The organism is Thalassovita sp., assembly GCF_965218685.1.
Classification (GTDB): domain Bacteria; phylum Pseudomonadota; class Alphaproteobacteria; order Rhodobacterales; family Rhodobacteraceae; genus Thalassobius.
This window is the reverse complement of sequence record NZ_OZ244657.1, coordinates 1,347,580-1,372,562: the sequence shown is the minus strand read 5'-3', so window position 1 is coordinate 1,372,562 and position 24,983 is coordinate 1,347,580. Positions and strand designations below refer to the sequence as shown.

Here is a 24,983-nt window from a genome sequence, read left to right as displayed (position 1 = left end):
TTGGGGATCATCGCGGCCATCGCTTATATCCTTTAGCATAGCGAATTTGGGCGCGAAGTGTCGTGAAGTTTGTGTAACACGCGCAGTTTTTTATCGCTTTTCGGCGGCGGTGCAGGTCCAACAGCAGTGAGCACAAAAAAAATCCACCCGGGAATGATTACCCGAGTGGATTGCGATCAATTCAATTCCTGCCCCTTAGGAAGGAACGCCTGAGGGATCAGCCCTGCAGCGCTTTCACTCCGAAATCACCTTCGGCGCGGGCTTGCATGGCCTGGGCCGCAGCCTGGGCGCCGGCGGCAGTGGTGAAATAGGGGATCTTGTCATACAACGCGACCGAGCGGATTTCGCGGCTGTCAGACACCGATTGCGCACCCTCGGTGGTGTTCAGAACCAGGGTGATCTCGCCGTCTTTAAGCATGTCCACGATGTTCGGGCGACCTTCATAGACCTTGTTCACGACTGTGCATTCGACGCCGTTTTCCTGCAGCCAACCTGCAGTACCTCGCGTGGCAACCAGGCCAAAGCCCAGGTCAATCAAAGTCTTGGCGGCATCGACCATCAGTTCGGTCTTGTCGGCGTCCTTGATCGAGATGAAGACCTTGCCCGAGGTCGGCAGATCGGTGCCAGCGCCTAGCTGCGCCTTGAGGAAGGCCAGCGGGAACGACGTGTCCCAACCCATAACCTCGCCGGTGGAGCGCATTTCCGGGCCCAGGATCGTGTCCACGCCGGGGAAGCGAGCAAAGGGCAGCACGGCCTCTTTGACGCTGAACCAGGGCATGTTGGGGTCGGCCAGGGTCATCGGGTCGGCCATCGGCATGCTGCCGGGGGTCGCGCCCTCGGGGTATTCGCCGCGGAAGGGGAAGTTCTCCATCGGCTCGCCCGCCATCAGGCGCGCGGCAATGGACGCAATCGCGCTGTCGGTCGCCTTGGCAACGAACGGCACGGTCCGCGAGGCACGGGGGTTCACTTCGATCAGGTAAATCTCGCCATCCTTGACCGCGAACTGCACGTTCATCAGGCCAACCACATTCAGGGCCAGCGCCAGTTCAACAGTCTGGCGCTTGATCTCGGCGATGATGTCAGCGGGCAGGCTGTAGGGGGGCAGCGAACAAGCGCTGTCGCCCGAGTGCACGCCGGCCTCTTCGATGTGCTGCATGATACCGGTGACGTGGACGGATTTGCCGTCCGACAGGGCATCCACGTCGCATTCAATCGCGCCCGACAGGTAGCTGTCCAACAGAACGGGGCTGTCGCCGGAAACCACCACGGCCTCGGCGATGTAGCGTTCCAGCTGAGCCATGTCGCGGACGATCTCCATCGCGCGGCCACCCAGAACATAGGAGGGACGGATCACCAGCGGGAAGCCGATTTCCTCGGCGATGGCCAGCGCCTGCGCGTCGGTCGAGGCGATGCCGTTGCGGGGCTGCTTCAGCTCCAGTTTATTGACAAGCTGTTGGAAACGCTCGCGGTCCTCGGCCAGGTCAATCGCATCAGGGCTGGTGCCCAGGATCGGAATGCCCTCTTCGAACAGGGCGTTGGCCAGTTTCAGCGGGGTCTGACCGCCGAACTGAACGATGACGCCGTGCAGCGTGCCGTTTTCCTGTTCAACGCGCAGGATTTCCATCACGTTTTCAAAGGTCAGCGGCTCGAAGTACAGACGGTCCGAGGTGTCATAGTCGGTGGACACGGTTTCGGGGTTACAGTTGACCATGATGGTTTCGTAACCGGCGTCCGTCAGCGCGAAACAGGCGTGACAGCAGCAGTAATCGAACTCGATCCCCTGGCCGATCCGGTTCGGACCACCGCCCAGAATGACGACCTTTTTGCGATCCGAGGGACGCGCTTCGCATTCCACTTCGCCCATCATCGGGGCTTCGTAGGTCGAGTACATATAGGGCGTTTGCGCCTCAAACTCGGCGGCGCAGGTGTCGATGCGTTTGAACACCGCGTTCACACCCAGATTCTGACGGGCGCGGCGGACGTTTGCTTCGGTCCGGCCGGTCAGGGTGGCCAGGCGGGCATCGGTAAAGCCCATCATCTTCAGCTTGCGCAGGCCTTCTTCGGTGACGGGTAGGCCGTCTTTGCGGACCTCTTCTTCGGCCTCGATGATCTCGCGGATGCGCGCCAGGAACCACGGGTCAAACATGGTGGTCGCGTGGATTTCTTCATTGGTCAGGCCATGGCGCATTGCCTGAGCAATGGTGCGCATCCGGTCCGGCGTGGTTTTCGAGATCGCCTTGATCACGGCGGCCTTGTCAGGCGCGCCTTCGATTTCCACCTCGTCAAAGCCGGTCAGGCCCGATTCCATCGAGGCCAGCGCCTTTTGCAGCGATTCGTGGATGGTGCGGCCGATGGCCATCGCCTCGCCCACGGATTTCATCGCGGTGGTCAGGTAGGGTTCGGAACCGGGGAATTTCTCGAACGCGAATTTCGGGATCTTGGTGACGACATAATCGATGGTCGGTTCGAACGAGGCCGGGGTCACCTTGGTGATGTCATTATCCAGCTCGTCCAGGGTATAACCGACAGCCAGTTTCGCGGCGATTTTCGCGATGGGGAAACCGGTGGCCTTCGATGCCAGCGCGGACGAGCGCGACACGCGCGGGTTCATCTCGATCACGACCATACGGCCGTCTTTGGGGTTCACGGCCCATTGCACGTTGGACCCGCCGGTTTCCACGCCAATTTCACGCAGAACGGCGATCGAGGCCGTCCGCATCATCTGATATTCCTTGTCGGTCAGCGTCAGCGCGGGCGCCACGGTGATCGAGTCGCCGGTATGCACGCCCATCGGATCGACGTTTTCGATGGAACAGACGATGATCGCGTTATCGGCCCGGTCGCGCACGACCTCCATCTCGTACTCTTTCCAGCCCAGCAGCGATTCATCGACCAGGATCTGGTTCACGGGGCTGGCATCCATGCCGGAGCGGCAGAAATGAATGTAATCCTCGCGGTTATAGGCCACGCCACCGCCGGTGCCGCCCAGGGTAAATGCAGGGCGGATGATGGCGGGCAGACCGATTTCTTCCAGCTCTTTCAGGGCCAGCTGCACACCAGCCTCAAGATCGGCCGAGCCGTCCTCTTTCTTGGGGGCGGTGATGATCTCGGCCTTGGGGTTTTCCAGGCCGATGCGATCCATCGCTTCGCGGAACAGTTTGCGGTCTTCGGCCATTTCGATGGCGTCGCGTTTCGCGCCGATCATTTCCACGCCGAATTTTTCCAGCACGCCCATTTCTTCCAGCGCGAGCGAGGTGTTCAGACCGGTCTGCCCGCCCATGGTCGGCAGCAGCGCGTCGGGGCGCTCTTTCTCGATGATCTTGGCGACAACCTCGGGGGTGATCGGCTCGATATAGGTCGCATCTGCCAGACCAGGGTCCGTCATGATCGTTGCGGGGTTCGAGTTCACCAGGATCACCCGATAGCCCTCTTCGCGCAGCGCCTTACAGGCCTGGGCACCCGAGTAGTCGAACTCACAGGCTTGCCCGATAACAATCGGCCCCGCACCAATGATCATAATCGAGGAGATGTCGGTTCTTTTGGGCATGGCGGACCTCTTGAGCTCTGGCGGTTGGGCAGCAGGGCACGGGGGTGAGACTCACCCCGCGCAAATTGTCGTGGGTTATAGCTAACACTTTGCAGGGCGCAAGGGGGATCGCAAAACATCTTCGATTTAACCCGTGCGGACTGTACCCCCGGTCCAATTGCGCTATAGCTGAAGGTAAGGGAGGGCACATCAACAAGGGCAAACAGCCTTGCGATTGCGATTTGATTCTGGCCCTGACGGGCCTGCCGTCCAGTTTAACGCCCCATGCGCGGTGATCCAGGCCTCTGAGCCTGCACAAGTGCCCGCTGCGCTGACCCGTTTGCAGGACGCACAGCAGCAGGGGTACTGGCTGGCCGGATATGCCAGTTACGAGCTTGGATACGCGCTTGAGCCGCGGCTGGCGCCGCTTCTGCCCCAAAATCGCCAGCTGCCCCTGATGCGTTTCGGTCTTTATAAGCCGCCTGTGCCCGCCGAAGGCTTTACCTCGGCCGGAGCGTTGCACGATCTGACCCCGCGCTGGAACGCCACCCACTATGCCCGCGCATTTCGGGCAGTGCATGACTATATCGGCGCGGGCGATATTTATCAGGCCAACCTGACATTTCCGATTGATGCCCGCGCGGATGGCAGCGCGAAGGGGCTTTATGCCGCCTTGGCCGCGCGCCAATCCGTGGGCCATGGTGTGCTTGTGGAACAAGAGGACGGCCCCGCGCTGCTGTCGCGCTCGCCCGAGCTGTTCTTTCGCACCGATTCCGACGGCCGCATTGAAACCCGGCCCATGAAAGGCACTTTGCCCAGGCTGAACGATCCGGCGCAGGATGCCGCCCAGCGCACGACCCTGTCGCGGGATGAAAAAAACCAGGCAGAGAACCTGATGATCGTGGACCTGTTGCGCAATGATATCAGCCGGATTTGCCAAGTCGGCTCGGTGCGGGCGCCCGACCTGTTCACGGTGGAAACCTACGCAACGGTGCATCAGATGGTTTCGACAGTCGAAGGACAATTGCAGCCGGGCATCGGGCTGGGTGATATCTTTGCCGCGCTATTCCCCTGCGGCTCGATCACCGGGGCGCCGAAATTGCGCGCGATGCAAATCATCCGCGAATTGGAACCCTGGCCGCGCGAGGCGTATTGCGGCACCATCGGCTGGGCCGCGCCGGACGGGCGGTCCTGTTTCAACGTGGCGATCCGAACGGTGATGCTGGACGGGGATCGCGCCACCCTGAATGTCGGCGGCGGGCTGGTCTGGGACAGCACCGCCCCATCGGAATACGAGGAGGCCCTATGGAAAGCCCGCTATGCGATGTTCCAGCCGGAACCCGCCTGATCGAAACCTTCGGCTATGTCCCCGGACAGGGGATCGCGCGGGAAGCCTTGCATCTGGCGCGACTGATGGCCTCGGCGCAAGCGTTGGGGTTTGCGTACGACCCCGAACAGGCGCGCGCCGTGATGCAGGGGATCTCGGGGCCGGACGCGCTGCGCTGCCGGGTGACGCTGGCGAAGGACGGCGCGCTGCGGCTGGAGACTCTCCCGATGCCCGCGCGGACGCGCCAAATGCGGTTTGTCATTGCAGATCAGCGGCTAGATTCTGCAAACCCGCTGCTGCGCCACAAGACCACCCAGCGCGCCATCTATGATCAGGCCCGTACCGCGTTGCATGAAGGCGTGGACGAGGCCGTTCTGCTGAACGAACGGGGCGAGGTTTGCGAGGGCACGATCACCAATATCTGCGTCACCACCCCGGACGGAGAGCGCCTGACACCTCCGCTGACCTCGGGCTGTCTGGCCGGGGTTTATCGTCAAAGTCTGCTGAACACGGGCCAAGTAAAAGCGGCCGTTCTGACCCTGAATGACCTGCGTGCGGCCCGCTCGATCAACCTGATCAATTCGCTGCGCGGTTCAACGCAGGCGGTTTGGGCACCCGAATGCGCTCAATTCACCCACATTGCTTGACAATAGCGCCGCAACCTTGTGTATCGGCCCGGACGAATTCCGCGCAGACCTCTGCGCCGCCGATGCCTGATGAAAGGTCACTAGAATGCACGCATATCGCAGCCATACCTGCGCCGAGCTGAACAAATCCAACGTGGGCGACACCGTCCGCCTGTCGGGCTGGGTCCATCGGGTCCGCGATCACGGCGGCATCCTGTTCATCGACCTGCGCGACCACTATGGCGTCACCCAAGTCCTTTGCGACCCCGACAGCCCGGTTTTCGCCGAGGTGGAAAAGGTCCGCAGCGAATGGTGTATCCGCATCGATGGCAACGTCAAAGCGCGTGACGCCGATCTGGTGAACCCCAAGCTGCCCACCGGCGAAGTCGAAGTGTTCGTGCGCGATATCGAGGTACTGGGCGCCTCGGAAGAGCTGCCGCTGATGGTGTTCGGCGATCAGGAATACCCTGAAGAAACCCGCCTGAAATACCGCTATCTGGATCTGCGCCGCGAGGTGATGCAGAAGAACATGACCATGCGCTCGGACGTTGTGGCCTCGATGCGGCGCCGGATGTGGGATCAGAACTTCCGCGAATACCAGACCCCGATCATCACCGCGTCCAGCCCCGAAGGCGCGCGCGATTTCCTGGTGCCGTCCCGTCTGCACCCGGGCAAGTTCTACGCCCTGCCGCAGGCCCCGCAGCAGTTCAAACAGCTGATCATGATGTCGGGCTATGACAAGTATTTCCAGATCGCGCCCTGTTTCCGCGACGAAGACCCGCGCGCCGACCGCTCGCCCACTGATTTCTACCAGCTGGACCTGGAGATGTCGTTTGTCGAACAGCAGGACGTCTTCGACACGATCCAGCCCGTTCTGACCGGCATTTTCGAGGAGTTCGGCGGTGGCCGGAAGGTCGATCAGGACTGGCCGCAGATCTCCTATAAGGACGCGGCGAAATGGTACGGCACGGATAAGCCCGACCTGCGCAACCCGATCAAGATGCAGGATGTCAGCGAACATTTCCGCGGTTCCGGCTTTGCGATCTTTGCCAGCCTGCTGGAAAACGAAGGCACCGAGGTGCGCGCCATCCCCGCCCCCACCGGCGGCGGCCGCAAATTCTGTGACCGGATGAACAAATTCGCCCAAGGCGAAGGTCTGCCCGGCATGGGCTATATCTTCTGGCGCGAGAAAACCGCCGATGCGGTCGCTCAGGAACTGGGCATCACCGTGAAGGAAGCCCAAGCCAAGCTGAAATCCGGCGAGGTCGAGGGCGGCATGGAAGCAGCCGGTCCGCTGGCCAAGAACATCGGCCCCGAACGGACCGAGGCAATCCGCCAGCAACTGGGGCTTGGCATCGGTGATGCGGCCTTCTTCTTGGGTGGCAAGCCCAAGGCGTTCGAAAAGGTCGCCGGCAAAGCGCGCGACGTCATCGGTAACGAGCTGGGCCTGACCGATAAGGACCGCTTTGCCTTTGCGTGGATCGTGGACTTCCCGATCTACGAACAGGACGAGGAAACCGGCGAGATCGATTTCGAACACAACCCGTTCTCGATGCCGCAGGGCGGTATGGACGCGCTGAACGGCAACCCGCTGGACGTTCTGGGCTATCAGTATGACCTGGCATGCAACGGGTACGAGCTGGTGTCCGGCGCGATCCGGAACCACAAACCGGACCTGATGCTGAAAGCCTTTGAAATCGCCGGTTATGACGAAGCCGAGGTCAAAAGCCGTTTCGGCGCGCTGTACCAGGCCTTCCAATACGGCGCTGCACCGCACGGTGGGTGCGCTGCAGGCATCGACCGGATCGTGATGCTGTTGGCCGACACCGCCAACATCCGCGAGGTCATCATGTTCCCGATGAACCAACGCGCCGAAGACCTGATGATGCAGGCTCCGTCCGATCCCAGCTCGGACCAGCTGATGGAGCTGTCGCTGCGGGTGATCCCTCAGGACTAAGCTTCTTTTTGTCAACAGATGCGAACGCCCAGGCCCAAGGCTTGGGCGTTTTTGCTTGCGCGCCTCGCCCAAGCGCGCAATTCCGCCGGTCCTGTGCAATGTCGCATTTATGTGATGCAGACCGCTGCCCCCAGCGCGTTATAGTCAGGCCAAAGCGCAAGACGGAGTTTCCATGCCCTTTGACCCTATCCTTGCAGAGATCCGGTTCGGCACCGGCCTGGCGTCGGGCATTGCCCCTCCTGCATCCGTTGGGCAGATGCTGGGGCGCTTGAACAGCCCCGATCAGATGGCTGCCGCCTTTCCGATCGAGACCTACGACCAGCTGCGCAAACGCATGATCACCGCGCGCTCCCTGCGCAAAGCGTCCCGCAAGGCAAAGCCGCCCGAAGAAGCAAAACGCCTGCACAAGCAATTCCGGCGCGAGGTCAAACAGGCCCGCGTCGCGCAGACCAACTGGCTGATTCACAGCTTGGCAAGGCGCAGCCATACGCAGGACGGGCTGCGCGAACGGCTGGCGGCGTTCTGGGCCGACCATTTCACCGTGCGCGGCAAGGGCGCCGTATTGCAGCGCGGCGCCCTGCCCCACACCGAAAGCTTTATCCGCCCGCACCTGACCGGCCAGTTCGCCGATCTGTTGATCGCAGCGGCAACCAGCCCGCTGATGCTGAGTTACCTTGATCAGCTCTACTCGCTGGGCCCCTCGGCGCCGATACAGGCCAAATTCAAGGCCAAGGGCGTGCGCCGCGGCCTGAACGAAAACCTCGCCCGCGAGATACTGGAGCTGCACACGCTGGGCGTGGACGGGCCCTATACCCAAACCGACGTGCGCCAACTGGCCGAACTTTTGACCGGCCTGACCCTTGCAGAGGATTTTCAGCCGACATACCGGCGCAACTGGGCCGAGCCAGGCGCGGAAACAGTGCTTGGCCAGACCTACGGGGGGTCAACAGGGACGTTGGAGGACATCCACGCTGTGCTAACGGACCTTTCGGTTCACCCGGCCACGGCGCGGCATATCAGCTGGAAACTGGCAGTTCATTTCGTCTCGGACACTCCGCCGGACAGTTTGGTGGGCGCAATGACAGCCCGCTGGCAAGAGACCGGTGGCAACTTGCATCAGGTCTATCACGCAATGCTGGAGCACCCCGCGTCCTGGGCGCCAGAGCGCATGAATGTCAAACCACCGCTTGATTTCATCTCCAGTACGATGCGGGCTTTGGGCGTGGCCCCTGTGCCCTTCAAGGGAAAACCCAATGACGTCGAGCAGCGGATCAAGCAGCATTTCCTGCAACCGCTCAGACGGATGGGGCAGCCTTTTGATGACCCCCAAGGCCCGGATGGCTGGCCCGAGGAAGACCCCCATTGGATAACGCCGCAAGGGGTCGCGTCGCGGTTGGAATGGGCGCTGCGCGCGCCCAATGCGCTGATGCGCCGTCGCCTGCCCGACCCACGCGACTTTGTAACCGCAGCTTTGGGCCCGGATGCCCCCGGTACGGTGCAGTTCGCCGCCGAAGCGGCAGAAAATCGCCCCGAAGGGATCGCCCTGGTGCTGATCTCTCCGGCTTTTCAGCGTCGATGACAGGAGGCAAACCCATGGCCCAGACCCTTTCCCGCCGCGCGATGATTGGCCGAGCCCTGGCCCTTGGCTGTTCTGCCGCGGCCAGCCCGCTGGTCACCCCGGTCAGCCTGGCCTCGGCCCCGTTCGACAATCGGCTGATTGTCATCATTCTGCGCGGCGCGATGGATGGGCTGGACATCCTGCAGCCCTATGGCGATCCGGCCCTGAGCGCGGCCCGCCCCTCGCTGAAAACCGGCCCGGATGACGGGGCGATTGACCTGGACGGGTTCTTTGCCATGCACAAGGCGCTGGCCCCGATGCTGCCAATGTGGCGTGCGCAAGAACTGGCCTTCGTGCACGCGGTTTCGACGCCGTATCGTGACAAGCGCAGCCATTTCGACGGGCAGGACCTGCTTGAGGCCGGCACTCCAACCATGGGCGCCGCCAGTGAGCGCGATGGATGGCTGAACCGGATGCTTCAGACGGTTCCCGGCATCTCGCCCCGGCTGGCCTATTCGGTCGGGCATGAGAATATGCTGCTGATGTCTGGTGATGCTCCGGTTTCGAACTGGGCACCGAATGTGCGATTGAAGCTAAGCCCCCATGGGCACCGTCTGGCCGAGCTTGTGGCGCATGACGACCCCGCCTTTGCCGACGCCTATGCCGAGGCCGCCATGCTGATGGGCCGCGCCGACGGGGGTCTTTCGGCGATGCCGGTAACGGGCATGATGGATGCCGAGGACATGCAGGGGATCGTGGGCAAGGGCACCTATGGCATTCGCCAGATCGCTCAGTTCACCGCCGAGAAACTGCGCGAGGACGCGCGTATCGCCTCGTTCTCGATTGGTGGCTGGGATACGCATCGCGGTCAGCCCGCCGCCCTGCCGCGCGCCGCAGCTCAGCTGACGGATGCCTTGCTGGTGCTGCGTGAAACCCTTGGCGAGGTCTGGGGCAAGACCGGCGTCGTCGCGATGACCGAATTCGGCCGCACCGTGCGCGAAAATGGCACCAAGGGCACCGATCACGGCACCGGCGGTGCGATGATCCTTGCCGGCGGTGCCATCCGCGGCGGCCGTGTCTATGGCGACTGGCCAGGACTGGCCCATGGCGATCTGTACAAGGGGCGCGACCTGATGCCCACGCGCGATGTGCGCGCCCATGCGGGGTGGATGATGCGGGGGCTGTTCGGGCTGGACCGTGCCACGCTGGAAGACGCGGTTTTTCCGGGGATGGAGCTGGGCTCGAACCCAGGACTGATCCTGTGACCTTGGGGGCTTTTGCCCGGCGAGACTCTGTACTACCGTGCCGCGGCCTATGATGCACTGGAGCGATTGATGCAGACATCTCGACCCGTCGGCCCGCCTATCAAGGGATGGACCCCCCCGCCTCTTCCAACGCGCGAGGTGCTTGAGGGCAAATACGCACGACTGGAACCGCTAAGTGCGGACGCGCACGCCGCGCTGCTGTTTCGTGCCTTTGACGGGCACGATTATATCTGGGACTACATGCCTTACGGCCCCTTCGGATCGGCCGCACAATACCATCGCTGGGCACGTGATGCGGGCGCCGGGGTCGACCCGTTTTTCTTTGTAATCTATGACAAACAGCGCGGCGCCTTTGGCGGCGTGGCCTCGTTTTTGCGGATCACCCCTCAGGCTGGCTCGATTGAGCTGGGCGCCATCACCCTGTCCCCGCAACTGCAGCAAACCCCGGCCGCTACCGAGGCGTTCTTTCTGATGATGCAATGGGCCTTCGACGCCGGATACCGCCGGTTTGAATGGAAATGCGATGCGCTGAACATGCCCTCGCGCCGCGCCGCCCAACGTTTGGGGCTAAGCTACGAGGGGCTTTTCCGCCAGCATACAGTGGTGAAAGGGCGCAATCGCGATACCACCTGGTTCGCCGCGATCGACAAGGACTGGCCCGCCCTGAAAGAAGCCTTTTCCGTCTGGCTGTCGCCATCAAATTTCGACGCACAGGGTCGGCAAAAAGAAAGCCTGTCCGACCTGACCCGTCTGACGCGCGTCGCCTCGGATCCCGGGCTATAGTTTCAAACCGGCTCGGGCTGTTTTAGTCGTTCCTGCACCAATCCGGCCAGACGCGCGATATCGGAGTGACAGGGTTTCCCCCGCATCCGAGAGATTGTCAGCGCCTCTCCCGCGGTGATCAGGGCCCCGTCATCGGCCGTGCGGGCGATCCCGGTGACGAATTGCGCGACATAGTCCAGCAGCTTGTCATTGGTGCCGTCGCACAGCAGCTCGGCCGCGTGGGCCAGATCGTCGCGATAGGCGATCGCGTCGGGGGAAATCTCTTCGTCATTGATGATGCGTGGGCCCATGGGGCGTTGTTCTTCTGGCAGGCAGGACAGGATCAGCTCCTGAAATTCGGCCAGACTGTGCGAGGGTTTGGTCAAGAACCCGTCCGCTCCGGCGACCATACAAGCATCACGCGCCAGATCGTCCCCGCTGGTGCCCAGAATCACCGGAATGCGCGGCCGTGCTGCGTTCAGGGCCGCGATCAGCTCAGCCCCGTCGCCATCGGGCAGCCCCAGGTCCACAATCAGAACCGAGGGACGGTAAACCTGCAAATGCCTTTCGGCCGAAGCGATGCAATCCGCGCGCCGGATGCGAGCGCCGGACCTGACACACATCATGCGGATCGCCTCGCAGGCAAAGCGGCTGTCCTCGACCACAAGAATGGTCAGACCCAACAGCGGCCGCGCAGGGGTGGGAAACCGGGCTGACTGGAAAAGATCTTGATCGTCCATTCGGGTGTCCTCTTGCTGATGATGGTGCGACTCAAGATGGGTCAATTTTGGTGAATCTGGCGTTAACGTTACGAAGTCCCTTATTCTTTGGGCGCATGCGTCCCCCTGACCGCTTGAACCGTGCGGACCAAGGCTCCATAAACGCGCGAGCTGTTTTAACAAGGAGACCCCCATGATTGGCCGCCTGAACCACGTCGCAATTGCCGTTCCCGATCTGGAAGCCGCATCCGAGCAATACCGCACCGCTCTGGGTGCGAAAGTGAACCCGCCCCAGGACGAGCCCGATCATGGCGTCACCGTGGTTTTCATCGAACTGCCCAACACCAAGATTGAGCTGCTGTATCCGCTGGGGGACAACTCGCCCATTACCGGTTTCCTGGAAAAGAACCCGTCGGGCGGCATCCACCATGTCTGCTATGAGGTCGATGACATTCTGGCCGCCCGCGACCAGCTGAAGGCCGCCGGCCTGCGCGTTCTGGGCAATGGCGAGCCCAAGATCGGCGCCCATGGCAAGCCCGTGCTGTTCCTGCACCCCAAAGACATGAACGGCACCCTGACCGAGCTGGAGCAAGTCTGATGTCGATCACCTCGGCCATCGTTCTTTACGCGGTGATCTGGTTCATGACCTTTCTGATCGCGATCCCGATCCGCCTGCAAACGCAAGGGGACGTTGGCAAGGTTGTACCAGGCACCCAAGCAGGTGCGCCCGAGCATCATCAGCTGAAGAAAAAAGCGATCATCACCACCATCGTCGCCGCGGTGCTGTGGGTGATCATTGCCGGGATCATCATCTCGGGCTGGATCTCGGTGCGGGACCTTGATTGGTTCAACCGGATGGGCTCCGCGCAGTAAGCCCGCGCAAGACCTAAATCAAGACGCCCCTGTCCATGCGATGGGGGCGTTTTTTTTGCCTCTATCAAAGACACGAAGATTCGATAGGATCGAACGGCCCTTGGAAGAAAGAGGAGGGTTGTATGACAGACAAAGTGACCGGTGGCTGCGCCTGTGGAAAGATCCGCTATCGCGCAGATGGCCCCGTGCGTTACATGGGAAATTGTCACTGCCGCGATTGCCAACAGGCAACCGGGACTGCCTATTTTCCGGCAGTGGTTGTCAGTGCCCGCGATTTCACTATCGAGAAAGGCTCTCCGCGTTGGTTTGAAAGACAGGCGGACGCTGGCCATCCGATGAAACGAGGGTTCTGCGCGGATTGCGGCTCGCCGTTGCTGCTTGTCAATACGGCCCACGAAAGCGCCATGGTGCTTTATGCCGGAAGCCTGGATGACCCCAGCTGGTACAAGCCCAGCCGGGATATTTTTGTTAAAAGCGCACAGCCTTGGGATCACATGGACCCGGACCTGCCCAAATTTGACGGGATGACCTGACCCTACTGCCGCGCGCTTGTGACCCCATGATAGACATGGGTAAAGGTCGCAGCCCCCAGGATGGGGATAAGCAGGTTCAGCAGCGGCACCGACAGCGGCACCGCCATCAGGCTGCCGGCAATCCAGATCGTGATCCGGTGCTTTTTGCGCAAGTCCTTGGCGCCCTGGCGGCCAACGCGGCGAATGGCGACCAGTGTGAAATACTCCATCCCCAGCAGGAACCCGTTCAGGCCCCAGAAGATAAACAGCGAAAACGGTGTGAAAATCGGGATGATATACAGCACCAGCGCCAGAGTGTTGGCCCCGATTAGAATGCCCATGAAATTCACGCTGTCCTTCACGGCCTCCCAGAAAGGCACCTTTGTGGCGGCAGGCAGATGCGGGTAGTGACGATCCTCGACCGCCTGAGCGACTTCATCCAGGAACATCGAGGTAATGGCCGAGGCGACCGGCACCATCAGGAACACCGACAGGATGATCATCACGAAAAAGCTGGACCAGGACAGCAGGTCATCCAGCCAGGTCACTTGCCCGACAAAGGGGATCACGGCCTCGTCGCCGATCATCACCTGCAAAGTCCACAGGAACGCAGCAAAAACGCCGACCAGCAGCGCCAGCGTCAAAACGATGCCCAGCATCAGTACCCGGCGGAAACGGCGATCGCCGATCTGTCCCAGTGCCCGGAAAAACGAGCGGAAAATCAGTCCAATTGCCATGTGACGATGGTCTCCAGATCGGGGCGCGGGCGCTCGGGCGGGGTGGATTTCTCGGTGCCGATGTGGATCAGGCCGGCGATGCGTTCATTTTCGGCAAGGCCAAGACCCTGAGACATAAATTCGCGATCGTGGCTGGGCCAGCCGCTTAGCCAGTTCGCCCCCCAACCCGAGGCCAAAGCGGCGTTCAGCAGCGCCAGACAGGCGGCACCAGCGGAATATGTCAGCTCCAGCGGCGGGACCTTTTCGCTTTCTTTCTGAACTTCGATAACCGCAACGGCCAGGTCGCTGGTGTCGAACTGCATCGGGCCCTTAAGCGCTTTGTCCTCGGGCAACGCAAGAGCGGCGGCGCGAGTGCGCGCCAGGTCGCCCAATCGGCGCAATGCTGCACGCTCGAGCACGATGAACCGCCACGGTTCCAACTTGCCATGATCGGGCGTGCGGGCAGCGGCGGTCAGGATCGGCATCAGCTCGTCGCGGGTTGGCACGGGGGTGGTCAGCGTCTTTTGCGGGCGCGAGCGCCGGCTCAGCAGAAATTCCAGCGCAGCAGAGTTCTTTTCGGGCATGTGGGGCCTTTCCGAATTGGTCAGCCCTTATGTCGTGCCTGAAGGTCGCCCGGTCAACCCGCGACGCCCAAATCCTTGACCAATTTACCGGATATCCCCGCTGCATGCTGGTGCGGTGCAGCCGCGCGCACTATGATCCTGCATTCTACAGGAGCGCACATGACCGACCTTACCCATCTTGCCACCCCCGGCGCCGAGATCGAAGTGCGCGTCACCCCCAAGGCCTCGCGCAATCGGGTCACCCTGCAAGACGGAACGATCCGGGTCTACGTCACCACTGCGCCGGAAAACGGCAAGGCAAACGCGGCCGTGCAAAAACTGTTGGCCAAATCCCTGGGCCTTGCCAAATCACGGCTGACACTGATCCGTGGCCAGACCAGCCGAGACAAGACTTTCCGCCTCGATTAACCCTTGGAACCTTCACGCACCCTTTGATACACGCCCTCGGGCAAATCCAGCGCCGCCGAAAGATCCTTAAGCTGCGCGATGGACAGCGTGATCCGCTCGACCATATCGGTGCGTGGGTCCAACTGCTCGATCACGATGCAATCTTCAAAGGCGTTGATGGTGACGTCCTCTTGCAGGTTCGGCGATCCTTCGTCAACAAGCGTGATGACGGTTGCGTCGAAATCATGTTCGATAGAAAACATTGTGTCTTTCGCCTTTTCTTCACGGGGGCATGTCCCCTCACTGACATGGTGGCAGGTTCCCCGCTACAGCGGAAGGCAAAAGGATGAAATCGGAGGCCAGCGTGCTGCAACTTGAAAATGTCGTCAGTGACCGCGGCTCGCGATATGCGGTTTCGGGAGCGCCCACAGCCACACCACATGACGTGACCGCGTTTCTCAAGCAGCTCAAACGCAACAAACGCTACGCCAAGGCGACGCACAATACCTGGGCTGTGCTTTACTCGGATGGCACCCCGGTCAAGAACGATGACGGCGAATCCGGTGCGGGCATGGTGATTCTGCGGATGCTGGAACGCGCCGGACTAACCGACCACGTGATCGTCGTCACCCGCTGGTACGGTGGTAAACATTTGGGCGGAGACCGCTTTCGTCATGTGCAAACCTGCGTGAATGCCTACCTCGAGGCGCTGGATTGACCTAGGTCAAGGCTCGTTCCTTGCGCACCCCTAGCGTTGGTCGCAGTCAGCCAACTGCACACGGGGGATATTTCCATGCAGAGCCAAGACAAGATCAACCACCACGCCACACTGGTGGACCGCATGGCCAGCAAACGAGGGCTGGACCTGGACGAGAAGACCATGCAAGGGCAACTGCCACCCGAACAGCTGTCCGAGGCCGTCCTGCGCTGCACCGGATGTGCCTGTCCCAACGAATGCGAGACCTGGCTGGCTGAAAAAACGGCACCGCAGCAGGCCACGCCCAGCTATTGTCGCAATCAAGACCTGTTCGATCAACTGGGGGCACCCAAGGCCGGTTGATCCGTATCAAGGCGCCATTTTGGCCCCTGGATTAGTCTATATCCCATCAAACTGATGCCCGCCGACCCGGAGGATCCGACCGTGAAACCACTCGGAGACAGAAAACGCCATTTCTGGATGGCCCAGCGTATGGCCAAAACCACCGGTGCGAATCTGGTGGCTGCCTACGATCAGGGAGAGCTGGATCAGCAAGAATGGGCTCAGATGGTTCAAAACTGCCGCGGCTGCGATTGGACCGAAAAATGCGAGCGTTGGCTGCAAAACAACGCTCAATCGGAAATCGTGCCGGAAAGCTGCCCCAACTGTGGGCGCTTTGCGCAACTTCAATCGGCCGAGCCTTCTAAGGGACCTGAAAGGACTTAAAGATGGGTGCGCTTTATCCACTTGGTGACCCAGCCAGACATTTCTGGCTGACCCGTTCCGTTGCCCGCAGTATGGGGCTGAACTTTTCTGATGCGCTCCGCGAGGGCCGCATTTCACCTCAAGGTTATTCCGAACTGGTTACCCAGTGCCGCAAATGTGCCTGTGTGGCTCAATGCGAAAAATGGCTTGCTCAGGCCGGCATCAGCGCGACCCAAGCCCCCTCGCATTGCCCCATTGCACCCGTGTTGAACGAGCTGAAGCACTAAGCGCATTACATAAGCTGGGCGAACAAGGCAGGCGCCGCGCCGCGCTCGGGTCCGGCCAGATCAGTCAGGGACTGCTGGGCGGTTGCCTCGATCCCCATCTCGGTCAGCCGGGCAATCAAGCCACCCGCATCCGTACCCAGCATCGGCGCCAGATCCTGAATGGGGGTGTTCATGGCCACATCCACCACCGCGAATTCCGGCCGTCCCTGCGTTCCTGACGTGGGCACAAAGCTAAGCGCCAGCGCGACGACAAACACCCCCATCAGCCCAAGGGCCAGCGGTTTCTTGAAATAGGTCGTAAAGGCCCGCCAGTTCAGCACCACGTGCAGCACCACCGCAGCCACCATCACCAGCCCCAGATATTCATGCGCGACCTTGTTGAAGGTCGTGTTCAGGTGAAAGAACAGCAAAATGCCGGTGACGGTCATCAACAGGAAGCTGCCGATGGTAAGGGGTGTGGCGTATTTACGAAGACTGGACATGGTCGCTCTCATGCGTTTGAAGGGATTTCCGAACAAGGCGCCCTGGCGCCCGTCCCCCCATTTTCTGGTGGGGCATCGGTAATACGAGGATCCCTTCCTTTGCCGTCGCAGAAAATACTGCATCCGCAAAGTTTTTGAGAGAGCAAGCGGGAAAGACCCTGCAGGGGTTGCCCTTGCGCGGCCAAACGAGGCAAACATTCGCCTCCGTTTTGCCCATTATTCAGTGTCTTTATGTATTTCGTCCACAACTTATTGCGGTTTTCCACAAAATTTAGCTTTACATATGAAGCACCCCCCATGCACCATATCTGGTAAGGGAGGCGGGAATAGCCCCCTTCCTTAGAGCAGGCACCTAGCGCTTGGGGCGCTGCCAAGCCCCATCGCTACACAGCATAAAGAGGTGGCGCCATGGCATTGTCCGAGCAGTTTTTGCAAGAAGACCTTCACCCAATTGACCTGGTCGAGCACATCGCGGCTCATCACGACTGGGAGTTTGACCGCATCGCAGATGACCAGATAGCAATGGCGGTCGAGGGGCAGTGGCGAACCTACTCGATCACGCTTGCCTGGTCTGATTACGACGAAACCCTGCGCATGGTCTGCAGCTTCGAAATGGAGCCGCCCAAGGACACCTTGCCCGCTATGTACAAGGCGCTGAACGCCGTGAACGATCAGTGCTGGGCGGGTGCTTTCACATTCTGGGAAGACCAGCAGCTGATGGTCTATCGCTATGGCTTGGTGCTGGCTGGTGGCCAGATTGCATGCCCCGATCAGGTGGACACGATGATCCGCGCCGCCGTTCTGAGCGCCGAGCGTTACTATCCCGCGTTCCAGTTGGTCGTCTGGGGTGGTCGCGAGCCCGAAGAGGCCCTTCAGGTCGCCATTGCAGAGGCCTACGGTCGCGCGTAACACTTGCCCCCGACACTGACAACGGATGACGGGGGTTTCTTATGAACATGGATCATGTGGCCAAGGCCGGACTGGTATTGCTGGGCTGTGGCAAGATGGGCTCGGCCATGCTGGAAGGCTGGTTGAAGAACGGGCTTCCGGCAAGCTCGGTCTGGGTAAATGATCCTTTCCCCTCGGATTGGCTGAAGGCCAGCGGCGTGCATCTGAACGCCGATCTGCCCAGCGCCCCGGCGATCGTTCTGATCGCTGTAAAACCCCAGATGATGGCCGATGCACTGCCGACGCTGGCAGCGATGGGAAATGGCGGCACGTTGTTCGTTTCGGTCGCGGCGGGCGTCAGCATCCCCACCTATGAAGACATCCTGGGCACCCAAACCCCGATCATCAGGGCGATGCCGAACACCCCGGCCGCTGTGGGTCAGGGAATCACCGCGATCATCGGCAACAGCCAAACCGACCCCGCTCATCTGGATCTGGCTCAATCCCTGCTCGAGGCGGTGGGCGATGTCGTCCGGCTGGAAGCCGAAGACCAGATGGACGCAGTGACCGGCGTATCGGGATCGGGGCCCGCCTATGTGTTCCACATGATCGAAGCGCTAGCCGCAGCAGGCGAGGCACAGGGGTTGGCCCCGGGTTTGGCCATGCAGCTGGCCAAAGCAACGGTCGCTGGTGCCGGCGCGCTGGCCATGCAGGCCGATGACACGCCCAGCCAGTTGCGCGTCAATGTGACCTCGCCCAACGGCACCACGCAGGCTGGGCTGGCAGTGCTGATGGACGCCGAAAACGGCCTTCCCGCGCTGATGGCGGCGACCGTGAAAGCGGCAACCGACCGATCCAAGGAGCTGGCAAATGGCTGAGATCAGCTTTGACGATTTCCTTAAGGTCGACATCCGCGTCGGCAAGGTGATGCGAGCCGAGCCATTCCCCGAGGCCCGCAAACCCGCGATCAAGATGTGGATCGATTTCGGCCCCGAAATCGGCGAGCGTAAGACAAGCGCCCAGGTAACGCAGCATTACACACCCGAGGAACTGATCGGCAAAACCGTTTTGGGTGTGATCAACTTCCCCCCGCGGCAGATCGGGAAATTCATGTCCGAGGTTCTGGTTTTGGGCGTTCCCGATGATACGGGCGAAGTTGTCCTGCTGACCCCCGATAAGGACGTGCCCGTCGGCGGACGGATGTTCTGATGGCGCCGCGTGTCCTGATCAGCCGCCCGTTGCCGGATGCGGTACTCACCCGCGCGCAACAGCTGTTCGATTTGGAGCTAAGGGCCGAGACCCTGCCCATGAGCGCCGCAGAAATGACGCGCGCGCTGACCGAGTTTGACGGGGTGATGCCCACGCTGGGGGACCTGTTCAGCACCCGGATATTTGCCGCTGCCCCCACGCCTCGTGCGCAAATTTTGGCGAATTTCGGGGTGGGCTATAATCATATTGATGTGGCAGCGGCTAAGGCGGCGGGGCTTACCGTGACGAACACGCCCGGCGCTGTAACGGATGCCACCGCCGATATCGCCATGACCCTGATCCTCATGAGCGCCCGCCGTGCCGCCGAAGGTGAACGGCTTGCCCGTTCGGGCAACTGGCAAGGCTGGCACCCGACGCAGATGCTGGGCCTGCATGTGACCGGACGCAAGGTTGGCATTGTTGGCATGGGCCGTATCGGGCAGGCAATCGCGCATCGATGCCATTTCGGGTTCGGAATGGAGGTGTTGTTCCACAACCGCTCGCCCAAGTCCGTTGGTGGGATTGCCACGCAAGTCAGCTCGTTAAGCGAACTGGCTGCCCAGGTCGATATCCTGGTGGTGGCCGTCCCCGGAGGCGCCGCGACTTACCATCTGATCGATTCGGAAGTTTTCGCAGCGATGCAGCCCCACGCGCATTTCATCAATATTTCGCGCGGTGACGTGGTGGACGAAACCGCCTTGATCCACGCGCTGGACGCGGGACAGATTGGTGGGGCCGGACTTGATGTCTATGAATTCGAACCGGCCATTCCCGCAGCCCTTCGCGAAAGCAACAAGGTCACGCTGCTGCCGCACCTGGGCACGGCGGCACTGAATGTGCGGACGGATATGGGGATGATGGTGCTGGACAACCTGCAAGCATTCTTTGACGGGCAAACGCCGCCCAACACCGTGTGAAAAAGGGGCCGCAGGGCCCCTTACAACTCACTTGGCGTTTTGCTCCAGCGCGTCCAGCCGCGCCTTGAGCGCTTCGTTTTCTTCACGCGCTTTTTGGGCCATCAGGCGCACGGCCTCGAACTCTTCGCGCGTGACAAAATCGCGATCGGCCAGCCAGCGGTCAATCATGCCCTTCATCGCCGTCTCGGCCTCGTCCTTTGCGCCCTGGGCCACGCCCATTGCGTTGGTCATCAATTGGGACATGTCGTCCAGAAATTTGTTCCGGGTCTGCATCCTGCGTCTCCACCGTTACACTTTGATCCCTATATGGGGCGCAACGAGGCCAGCCACAAGGTTGACTTCACCATCCAGCCAGAGGCACACAGACGCACATGAGCACAGGCATCCCCTTTCCCGACATCTCGTCCGAGCTGTTTTCGATTTCCCTGTTCGGGATCGAGTTCGCCCTGCGTTGGTACGCGCTGGCCTATATCGCAGGAATCCTGATCGGCTGGCGCATCGTGTTGATAGCCATTCGCCGCCCCGGTCTGTGGCGCGATAGCGCCCCGATGACAGATGGTCAGGTCGAGGATCTGCTGACCTGGATGATCCTTGGCATCATTCTGGGCGGGCGCCTGGGATTCGTACTGTTCTATCAGCCGGGGTACTACCTGGATCACCCGTCCGAGATCTTAATGATCTGGCAGGGCGGCATGTCCTTTCACGGGGGCTTTTTGGGCGTTGTCATCGCCGCGCTGGTTTTTTGCGGCCTCAACCGTATCCCGCGCTTGTCCACCGGGGACCTTCTTGCGCTGGCCGTTCCGATCGGGCTGATGTTGGGCCGTATCGCCAATTTCATCAATGCCGAGCTGTGGGGCCGTCCAACCGACCTGCCTTGGGGTGTCATCTTTCCCGGCGATTCCGCCCAAGCCTGCGAGGGCATCGTGGGACTTTGCGCTCGCCATCCTTCGCAATTGTATGAAGCATTCCTGGAAGGCGTCGTTCTGGCGACGCTGCTGCTGTGGTTGGCCTTCCGCCGCGGCGCGCTGAAAAAACCCGGTCTGATCATGGGTACCTTCTTGATGGGCTATGGTATCGCGCGCATCATCGTCGAGCATTTCCGCCAGGCCGATGACCAGTTCATCACCGTGGACAACCCCTTGGGCCATGTCCTTCGGTTAGGAGAGTTCGGCCTTAGCATGGGTCAGCTGCTGTCGCTGCCCATGGTAATTGTGGGGCTGGGCTTTGTGCTTTATGCCCGGCGGCGCCAAATCTGACCCGCCATGACTGACCTTAAGACTCATCTGATCGACCGCATCCGCCGCACCGGCCCGCTGAGCGTGGCCGACTATATGGCCGAATGTCTGCTGCATCCGCGCTTTGGCTATTACACCACACGCGATCCGCTAGGCGCAAAGGGCGATTTCACCACCGCGCCCGAAATCAGCCAGATGTTTGGCGAACTGATCGGCCTTTCGCTGGCTCAGTGCTGGATTGATCAAGGAGCGCCTTCGGCATTCATTCTGGCCGAGGCAGGCCCCGGTCGGGGCACCCTGATGGCTGACATCCTGCGCGCCACTCGTGCCGTGCCCGGCTTTCACGCAGCCATGCAGCTGCACCTGATCGAGGCCTCGCCCACTTTGCGCGCGGCGCAGGCCAAGGCCCTAAGGGATTTCACGCCGCAGTGGCACGATCAACTCAGCTCGGTTCCCGCAAACCAGCCTCTGTTCTTCGTCGCAAACGAATTCTTTGACGCCCTGCCCATCCGCCAGTTCGTCCGCGATGCAGATGGGTGGCGCGAAAAGCGGGTGATTGAACAGGACAAGGATCTGGCCTTTGCCCTTGCCGGCCCGGCCCCACAAGAGGCGCTGACCCACCGGCTGGAAGACACCAAGGGTGGTGATCTGGTCGAGCTGTGCCCCGCAGCCCCCGCCATCGCCGCAGATATTGGTCAGCGCATAGCCGAACATGGGGGCGCTGCGTTGCTGATTGACTATGGCGACTGGCGCAGTTTAGGCGACACGCTGCAGGCCCTGCGCAATCACGAACGCACCGACCCGCTGGCCGATCCCGGGCAGGCCGACCTAACCGCACATGTGGATTTCGAGGCGATTGCCCAAGCCGTGCCATGCAAATTCACACGGCTAACAGGTCAAGGCGTATTTCTGGAACGGCTGGGCATTACACCGCGTGCCCAAAGCTTGGCCAAGGGGCTGCAAGGGGCGGCGCTCGACTCGTTGGTGCAGGCACATCGGCGCTTGACGCATCCGTCGGAAATGGGGACGCTCTTTAAGGTCCTCGGACTGTACCCCGACGGAAAAACCGCGCCCCCCGGACTGGAGCCCTGATCGCGTCATGACACTTGAAATCCTGACCTCGGACGATCTGCGCGACGTGCAGCACGGGTTCTTCACCCGCAAGGGAGGGGCCTCGTCCGGTGTGTTTCAGGGGCTGAATTGCGGCTATGGCTCGTCCGATCAAAAGGAAATCGTCACGATTAATCGTGCCCGCGTCGCCCAGGCGATGGATGTCGCCTCTGCGGCACTGGTGACCATCCACCAGACCCACTCGGCCGATGTCGAGGTGATCCGAAGCGCTGACCAGAACACCGGTCCCGCAGATGCAATGGTCACCGATGTGCCCGGCCTGGCCTTGGGTATCCTGACCGCAGATTGTCAGCCGGTTCTGTTCGCGGATGCCGATGCGGGTGTGATAGGCGCAGCTCATGCCGGCTGGCGCGGCGCGCTGGACGGTATTTTGGAGAACACTGTTCAGTCCATGGTCGATCTGGGCGCCACGCGAGAGAAGATCAGCGCGGTCGTCGGACCCTCGATCAGTCAACGCGCCTACGAAGTCGGCCCCGAGTTTCTGGACAGCTTCCTAAGTGATGATCCCGAAAACAGCCGCTTTTTCATCCAAGGCAATGGCGACCGGCAAATGTTTGACCTGCCCGCATACGGCTTGCACCGGCTGCAAGCGGCGGGCGTAGGCTCGGCGGGGTGGATCCAGCATTGCACCTACTCGGACCCGCAGCGATTCTTTTCCTACCGTCGTACGACCCACGAAAAAGAGGCCGACTATGGCCGCCTGATCTCGGTCATTCGGCTGTAAGCAGGCCGGCCGGCACTGCTCTGACACAATTCTTCCGCAAAGTCTTGGGACTGACGCCCAAACAATGCCTCATTGGCAGGGCAGATTGTTTCCAGAACAACAAAGAACCCCGAGTCGCAGGAGCAGTCAGAATGGCACGCACTCAGAAACGCTGGATGAAATCCGTTATCGAAACCTCGAAATCCGAGATGCCGGCCCTGCCGTGGGCGCGCCAAAGCAAAGCCGCCAAAGCCGCGGCCTCCAAGCCTGCGCAGGATGACCGTCGCGCTGGTTGATCCCCAAATACGTTTCATGCCCCAACTGATCTGGCCGCCTCAATTCTGGCGGCCATTTTTTTCGGGCGATTCGAGTCCCGGTCGCGAAATACGGCCCATCTGTTCAGGCTGGCGAAACAATCCTTGAGCTGACGCGTGATCTACCCTGACGCGAGGACACAATAGCCAAGAATTTTTGACAATTCACCGCCTTTGCGCTCACTATTTCCATATCAACAGTTGGAAACCTGTCCTTCTGTCGTTGTCGGTGGGGGCCGACGCGGATGTGACGAACCTGAATAGGTGCGTACATGAATAAAATTGCCCCCGTCTTCGATACGGAAGCAACTCTCTCTCACAACCTTCGGCCCACGCCCGCGGGGATGCAGCGCCGTCCCTTGCCCACCCGTCGGTATGACATCGCCCATCTTTCCGATGCTCAAACGCCCGAGTATCGTCAGGTCATCGCGCCTAGTCTGCCCTCGTTCGAGGCTGCGTTTTCCGCCTTTGGCCGAGGTCTGTTGATCTCGACCGCCGATGGTCCCTGCGCGATCGAGGATCTGGCCCCCGGAATGTTAGTCGAAACCCTGGAGTACGGCGCGTTGCCGGTGATGTGGGTCGGCTCGATGCAGGTGATCCCGAACATGCCCAGCGATCGGCCCGAACGCACCAGCCTGGTGCGAATCATGGCCGACAGGTTTGGGATCGGGCGACCTGTCGTCGATATGATCCTGGGGCCGGGCGCGCGGATGTTGCGCGGAGAGGATGCGGGCGCCACCTATGTGCCCGCCCATGACCTGGTGGATGGAGACGGCGTATTCCAACTGACCCCGCCCGCGCCGACGCGCGTCTATCACATCTGCCTGCCGCGCCATGCGACCATCCTTGCTGGTGGGCTGCAGTTGGAGTCCTATCATCCTGGCCGCTACAAGGCCGAAATGCTGGGCCCGGAATTGCTGCGGTTGTTCCTCAGCCTGTTCCCGCATCTGCGCAGCATGGCCGAATTTGGCCCGATGCTGCATCCGCATCAGGACGAGGCCGCGCACCTGCGCGCCGCAATTTACTAAGTTCGGAAAACGTCAGGCAGAGCGGCTGAGCCGCTCTTCCAACACATCAAAGGGCACGCCCGGATCGTCCTTGGCGTTGCGGATCACCAGCGAGGTTTTCACACTGGCCACGTTGTCCGCGGCCGTCAATTGTTCGGTCAGGAAAGACTGGAACGTGCTCAGGTCCGGCGCCACGCATTTCAGGATAAAGTCCACCTCGCCGTTCAGCATGTGGCATTCGCGGACCAGCGGCCATTCACGGCAACGCTGCTCGAACGCGCTCAGGTCCGACTCGGCCTGACTTTGCAGACCGACCATGGCGAAAACTTGCACCTCGAAACCCAATTCGCGTGAATCCACACGGGCGTGGTAGCCTTGGATAAAGCCCGACTCTTCCAAAGTGCGCACCCGGCGCAAACACGGAGGCGCGGAAATCCCGACACGCTTGGCCAATTCAACATTGGTCATTCGGCCATCAGCCTGCAATTCAGCCAGAATTTTCCGATCAATGGGGTCAAGACGCGAGGTCGGCATAACAATCCTCCTATGGATTGGTT

At 61.0% G+C, this 24,983-nt stretch carries 31 protein-coding genes; 23 read left to right on the top strand and 8 right to left on the bottom strand.

The genetic code is table 11. The features are described 5' to 3' along the window. Positions 1 to 217: 217 nt before the first annotated feature. Entirely contained in the window at positions 218 to 3,547 is a 3,330-nt protein-coding gene (gene carB / locus ACOQOQ_RS07000) for a carbamoyl-phosphate synthase large subunit (protein WP_420569420.1), read from the bottom strand. A 208-nt stretch (positions 3,548 to 3,755) separates the two neighbouring features. Between carB and ACOQOQ_RS06995 the strand changes: the two genes are divergently transcribed. From ACOQOQ_RS06995 to ACOQOQ_RS06970, 6 genes are all read left to right on the top strand, one after another. Continuing rightward, positions 3,756 to 4,874 carry an aminodeoxychorismate synthase component I gene (locus ACOQOQ_RS06995; RefSeq protein ID WP_420569419.1) on the top strand — a complete coding sequence of 373 codons (1,119 nt, stop codon included), beginning with the start codon at positions 3,756 to 3,758 and terminating at the stop codon, positions 4,872 to 4,874. After that, a complete protein-coding gene (locus ACOQOQ_RS06990; RefSeq protein ID WP_420569418.1) occupies positions 4,832 to 5,500 on the top strand; it encodes an aminotransferase class IV family protein in 669 nt (222 codons plus the stop codon). Before ACOQOQ_RS06995 ends, ACOQOQ_RS06990 begins: the two co-directional genes overlap by 43 nt. A gap of 85 nt (positions 5,501 to 5,585) precedes the next feature. Beyond that, positions 5,586 to 7,436 (top strand): aspartate--tRNA ligase, encoded by a 1,851-nt coding sequence (gene aspS, locus ACOQOQ_RS06985; protein WP_420569417.1) that lies wholly within the window; start codon positions 5,586 to 5,588, stop codon positions 7,434 to 7,436. A gap of 172 nt (positions 7,437 to 7,608) precedes the next feature. Continuing rightward, positions 7,609 to 9,015 carry a DUF1800 domain-containing protein gene (locus ACOQOQ_RS06980; RefSeq protein ID WP_420569416.1) on the top strand — a complete coding sequence of 469 codons (1,407 nt, stop codon included), beginning with the start codon at positions 7,609 to 7,611 and terminating at the stop codon, positions 9,013 to 9,015. A gap of 14 nt (positions 9,016 to 9,029) precedes the next feature. After that, complete coding sequence (locus ACOQOQ_RS06975) at positions 9,030 to 10,259, top strand: DUF1501 domain-containing protein (protein ID WP_420569415.1); 1,230 nt, start codon at positions 9,030 to 9,032, stop codon at positions 10,257 to 10,259. A 69-nt stretch (positions 10,260 to 10,328) separates the two neighbouring features. Further along, positions 10,329 to 11,042, top strand: coding sequence for a GNAT family N-acetyltransferase (locus ACOQOQ_RS06970; RefSeq protein WP_420569414.1), 714 nt, complete (start codon positions 10,329 to 10,331; stop codon positions 11,040 to 11,042). Positions 11,043 to 11,044: 2 nt separating this feature from the next. Here ACOQOQ_RS06970 and ACOQOQ_RS06965 read toward each other — a convergent pair whose 3' ends face one another. Further along, positions 11,045 to 11,761: a response regulator gene (locus ACOQOQ_RS06965; RefSeq protein WP_420569413.1), complete on the bottom strand. Its 717-nt coding sequence runs from the start codon at positions 11,759 to 11,761 to the stop codon at positions 11,045 to 11,047. 172 nt (positions 11,762 to 11,933) lie between these two features. Between ACOQOQ_RS06965 and mce the strand changes: the two genes are divergently transcribed. The 3 genes from mce to ACOQOQ_RS06950 all read left to right on the top strand — a co-directional run bounded on the left by mce (position 11,934) and on the right by ACOQOQ_RS06950 (position 13,146). Then, positions 11,934 to 12,338, top strand: coding sequence for a methylmalonyl-CoA epimerase (gene mce / locus ACOQOQ_RS06960; RefSeq protein WP_420569412.1), 405 nt, complete (start codon positions 11,934 to 11,936; stop codon positions 12,336 to 12,338). Then, entirely contained in the window at positions 12,338 to 12,613 is a 276-nt protein-coding gene (locus ACOQOQ_RS06955; RefSeq protein ID WP_420569411.1) for a DUF1467 family protein, read from the top strand. The genes mce and ACOQOQ_RS06955 overlap by 1 nt, the downstream gene beginning before the upstream one ends. Positions 12,614 to 12,735: 122 nt before the next feature. Then, entirely contained in the window at positions 12,736 to 13,146 is a 411-nt protein-coding gene (locus ACOQOQ_RS06950; protein ID WP_420569410.1) for a GFA family protein, read from the top strand. 2 nt (positions 13,147 to 13,148) lie between these two features. Here ACOQOQ_RS06950 and ACOQOQ_RS06945 read toward each other — a convergent pair whose 3' ends face one another. Both ACOQOQ_RS06945 and ACOQOQ_RS06940 read right to left on the bottom strand, forming a co-directional pair. Continuing rightward, complete coding sequence (locus ACOQOQ_RS06945; protein WP_420569409.1) at positions 13,149 to 13,862, bottom strand: EI24 domain-containing protein; 714 nt, start codon at positions 13,860 to 13,862, stop codon at positions 13,149 to 13,151. Next, positions 13,847 to 14,425 carry a nitroreductase family protein gene (locus ACOQOQ_RS06940; protein WP_420569408.1) on the bottom strand — a complete coding sequence of 193 codons (579 nt, stop codon included), beginning with the start codon at positions 14,423 to 14,425 and terminating at the stop codon, positions 13,847 to 13,849. Before ACOQOQ_RS06940 ends, ACOQOQ_RS06945 begins: the two co-directional genes overlap by 16 nt. Before the next feature lie 159 nt (positions 14,426 to 14,584). Here ACOQOQ_RS06940 and ACOQOQ_RS06935 point away from each other — a divergent pair, with 159 nt between their 5' ends. Next, positions 14,585 to 14,833 carry a DUF167 domain-containing protein gene (locus ACOQOQ_RS06935; protein WP_420569407.1) on the top strand — a complete coding sequence of 83 codons (249 nt, stop codon included), beginning with the start codon at positions 14,585 to 14,587 and terminating at the stop codon, positions 14,831 to 14,833. Here the strand turns inward: ACOQOQ_RS06935 and ACOQOQ_RS06930 are convergent. Then, positions 14,830 to 15,075 (bottom strand): hypothetical protein, encoded by a 246-nt coding sequence (locus ACOQOQ_RS06930; RefSeq protein WP_420569406.1) that lies wholly within the window; start codon positions 15,073 to 15,075, stop codon positions 14,830 to 14,832. The genes ACOQOQ_RS06935 and ACOQOQ_RS06930 overlap by 4 nt on opposite strands. Before the next feature lie 101 nt (positions 15,076 to 15,176). Here ACOQOQ_RS06930 and ACOQOQ_RS06925 point away from each other — a divergent pair, with 101 nt between their 5' ends. From ACOQOQ_RS06925 to ACOQOQ_RS06910, 4 genes are all read left to right on the top strand, one after another. Beyond that, positions 15,177 to 15,530, top strand: coding sequence for a YigZ family protein (locus ACOQOQ_RS06925; RefSeq protein WP_420569405.1), 354 nt, complete (start codon positions 15,177 to 15,179; stop codon positions 15,528 to 15,530). Between the two features lie 75 nt (positions 15,531 to 15,605). After that, a complete protein-coding gene (locus ACOQOQ_RS06920; RefSeq protein ID WP_420569404.1) occupies positions 15,606 to 15,872 on the top strand; it encodes a DUF6455 family protein in 267 nt (88 codons plus the stop codon). Positions 15,873 to 15,953: 81 nt separating this feature from the next. Then, complete coding sequence (locus ACOQOQ_RS06915; protein WP_420569403.1) at positions 15,954 to 16,235, top strand: DUF6455 family protein; 282 nt, start codon at positions 15,954 to 15,956, stop codon at positions 16,233 to 16,235. Between the two features lie 2 nt (positions 16,236 to 16,237). After that, a complete protein-coding gene (locus ACOQOQ_RS06910; RefSeq protein ID WP_420569402.1) occupies positions 16,238 to 16,501 on the top strand; it encodes a DUF6455 family protein in 264 nt (87 codons plus the stop codon). 5 nt (positions 16,502 to 16,506) lie between these two features. Here the strand turns inward: ACOQOQ_RS06910 and ACOQOQ_RS06905 are convergent, their stop codons facing one another. After that, positions 16,507 to 16,983, bottom strand: a complete 477-nt coding sequence (locus tag ACOQOQ_RS06905; RefSeq protein WP_420569401.1) for a DUF4405 domain-containing protein — start codon at positions 16,981 to 16,983, stop codon at positions 16,507 to 16,509. A 408-nt stretch (positions 16,984 to 17,391) separates the two neighbouring features. On the opposite strand from ACOQOQ_RS06905, the gene ACOQOQ_RS06900 reads away from it, so the two are divergent. Genes ACOQOQ_RS06900 through ACOQOQ_RS06885 form a run of 4 tightly spaced genes read left to right on the top strand, consistent with a single transcriptional unit; the run spans position 17,392 to position 20,036 of the window. After that, positions 17,392 to 17,892 (top strand): YbjN domain-containing protein, encoded by a 501-nt coding sequence (locus ACOQOQ_RS06900; protein WP_420569400.1) that lies wholly within the window; start codon positions 17,392 to 17,394, stop codon positions 17,890 to 17,892. A 41-nt stretch (positions 17,893 to 17,933) separates the two neighbouring features. After that, positions 17,934 to 18,749 carry a pyrroline-5-carboxylate reductase gene (gene proC, locus ACOQOQ_RS06895; RefSeq protein WP_420569399.1) on the top strand — a complete coding sequence of 272 codons (816 nt, stop codon included), beginning with the start codon at positions 17,934 to 17,936 and terminating at the stop codon, positions 18,747 to 18,749. Next, positions 18,742 to 19,080, top strand: coding sequence for a tRNA-binding protein (locus ACOQOQ_RS06890; RefSeq protein WP_420569398.1), 339 nt, complete (start codon positions 18,742 to 18,744; stop codon positions 19,078 to 19,080). The genes proC and ACOQOQ_RS06890 overlap by 8 nt, the downstream gene beginning before the upstream one ends. After that, entirely contained in the window at positions 19,080 to 20,036 is a 957-nt protein-coding gene (locus tag ACOQOQ_RS06885) for a 2-hydroxyacid dehydrogenase (RefSeq protein WP_420569397.1), read from the top strand. Before ACOQOQ_RS06890 ends, ACOQOQ_RS06885 begins: the two co-directional genes overlap by 1 nt. A gap of 27 nt (positions 20,037 to 20,063) precedes the next feature. Here the strand turns inward: ACOQOQ_RS06885 and ACOQOQ_RS06880 are convergent, their stop codons facing one another. Beyond that, positions 20,064 to 20,309, bottom strand: a complete 246-nt coding sequence (locus ACOQOQ_RS06880; RefSeq protein ID WP_420569396.1) for an accessory factor UbiK family protein — start codon at positions 20,307 to 20,309, stop codon at positions 20,064 to 20,066. A gap of 98 nt (positions 20,310 to 20,407) precedes the next feature. Here ACOQOQ_RS06880 and lgt point away from each other — a divergent pair, with 98 nt between their 5' ends. The 5 genes from lgt to ACOQOQ_RS06855 all read left to right on the top strand — a co-directional run bounded on the left by lgt (position 20,408) and on the right by ACOQOQ_RS06855 (position 24,447). Next, entirely contained in the window at positions 20,408 to 21,292 is an 885-nt protein-coding gene (gene lgt, locus ACOQOQ_RS06875; RefSeq protein WP_420569395.1) for a prolipoprotein diacylglyceryl transferase, read from the top strand. A gap of 6 nt (positions 21,293 to 21,298) precedes the next feature. Further along, a complete protein-coding gene (locus ACOQOQ_RS06870) occupies positions 21,299 to 22,363 on the top strand; it encodes a class I SAM-dependent methyltransferase (RefSeq protein WP_420569394.1) in 1,065 nt (354 codons plus the stop codon). 7 nt (positions 22,364 to 22,370) lie between these two features. Further along, positions 22,371 to 23,126, top strand: coding sequence for a peptidoglycan editing factor PgeF (gene pgeF, locus ACOQOQ_RS06865; protein ID WP_420569393.1), 756 nt, complete (start codon positions 22,371 to 22,373; stop codon positions 23,124 to 23,126). Positions 23,127 to 23,257: 131 nt separating this feature from the next. Continuing rightward, a complete protein-coding gene (locus ACOQOQ_RS06860; RefSeq protein ID WP_420569392.1) occupies positions 23,258 to 23,401 on the top strand; it encodes a hypothetical protein in 144 nt (47 codons plus the stop codon). A 290-nt stretch (positions 23,402 to 23,691) separates the two neighbouring features. Then, the gene (locus ACOQOQ_RS06855; RefSeq protein WP_420569391.1) at positions 23,692 to 24,447 is read left to right on the top strand and encodes a Hint domain-containing protein; all 756 of its coding nucleotides are present in this window, start codon (positions 23,692 to 23,694) and stop codon (positions 24,445 to 24,447) included. 12 nt (positions 24,448 to 24,459) lie between these two features. On the opposite strand, the gene ACOQOQ_RS06850 is transcribed toward ACOQOQ_RS06855, so the two are convergent. Continuing rightward, positions 24,460 to 24,960: an Lrp/AsnC family transcriptional regulator gene (locus ACOQOQ_RS06850; RefSeq protein ID WP_420569390.1), complete on the bottom strand. Its 501-nt coding sequence runs from the start codon at positions 24,958 to 24,960 to the stop codon at positions 24,460 to 24,462. Positions 24,961 to 24,983: the final 23 nt, after the last annotated feature.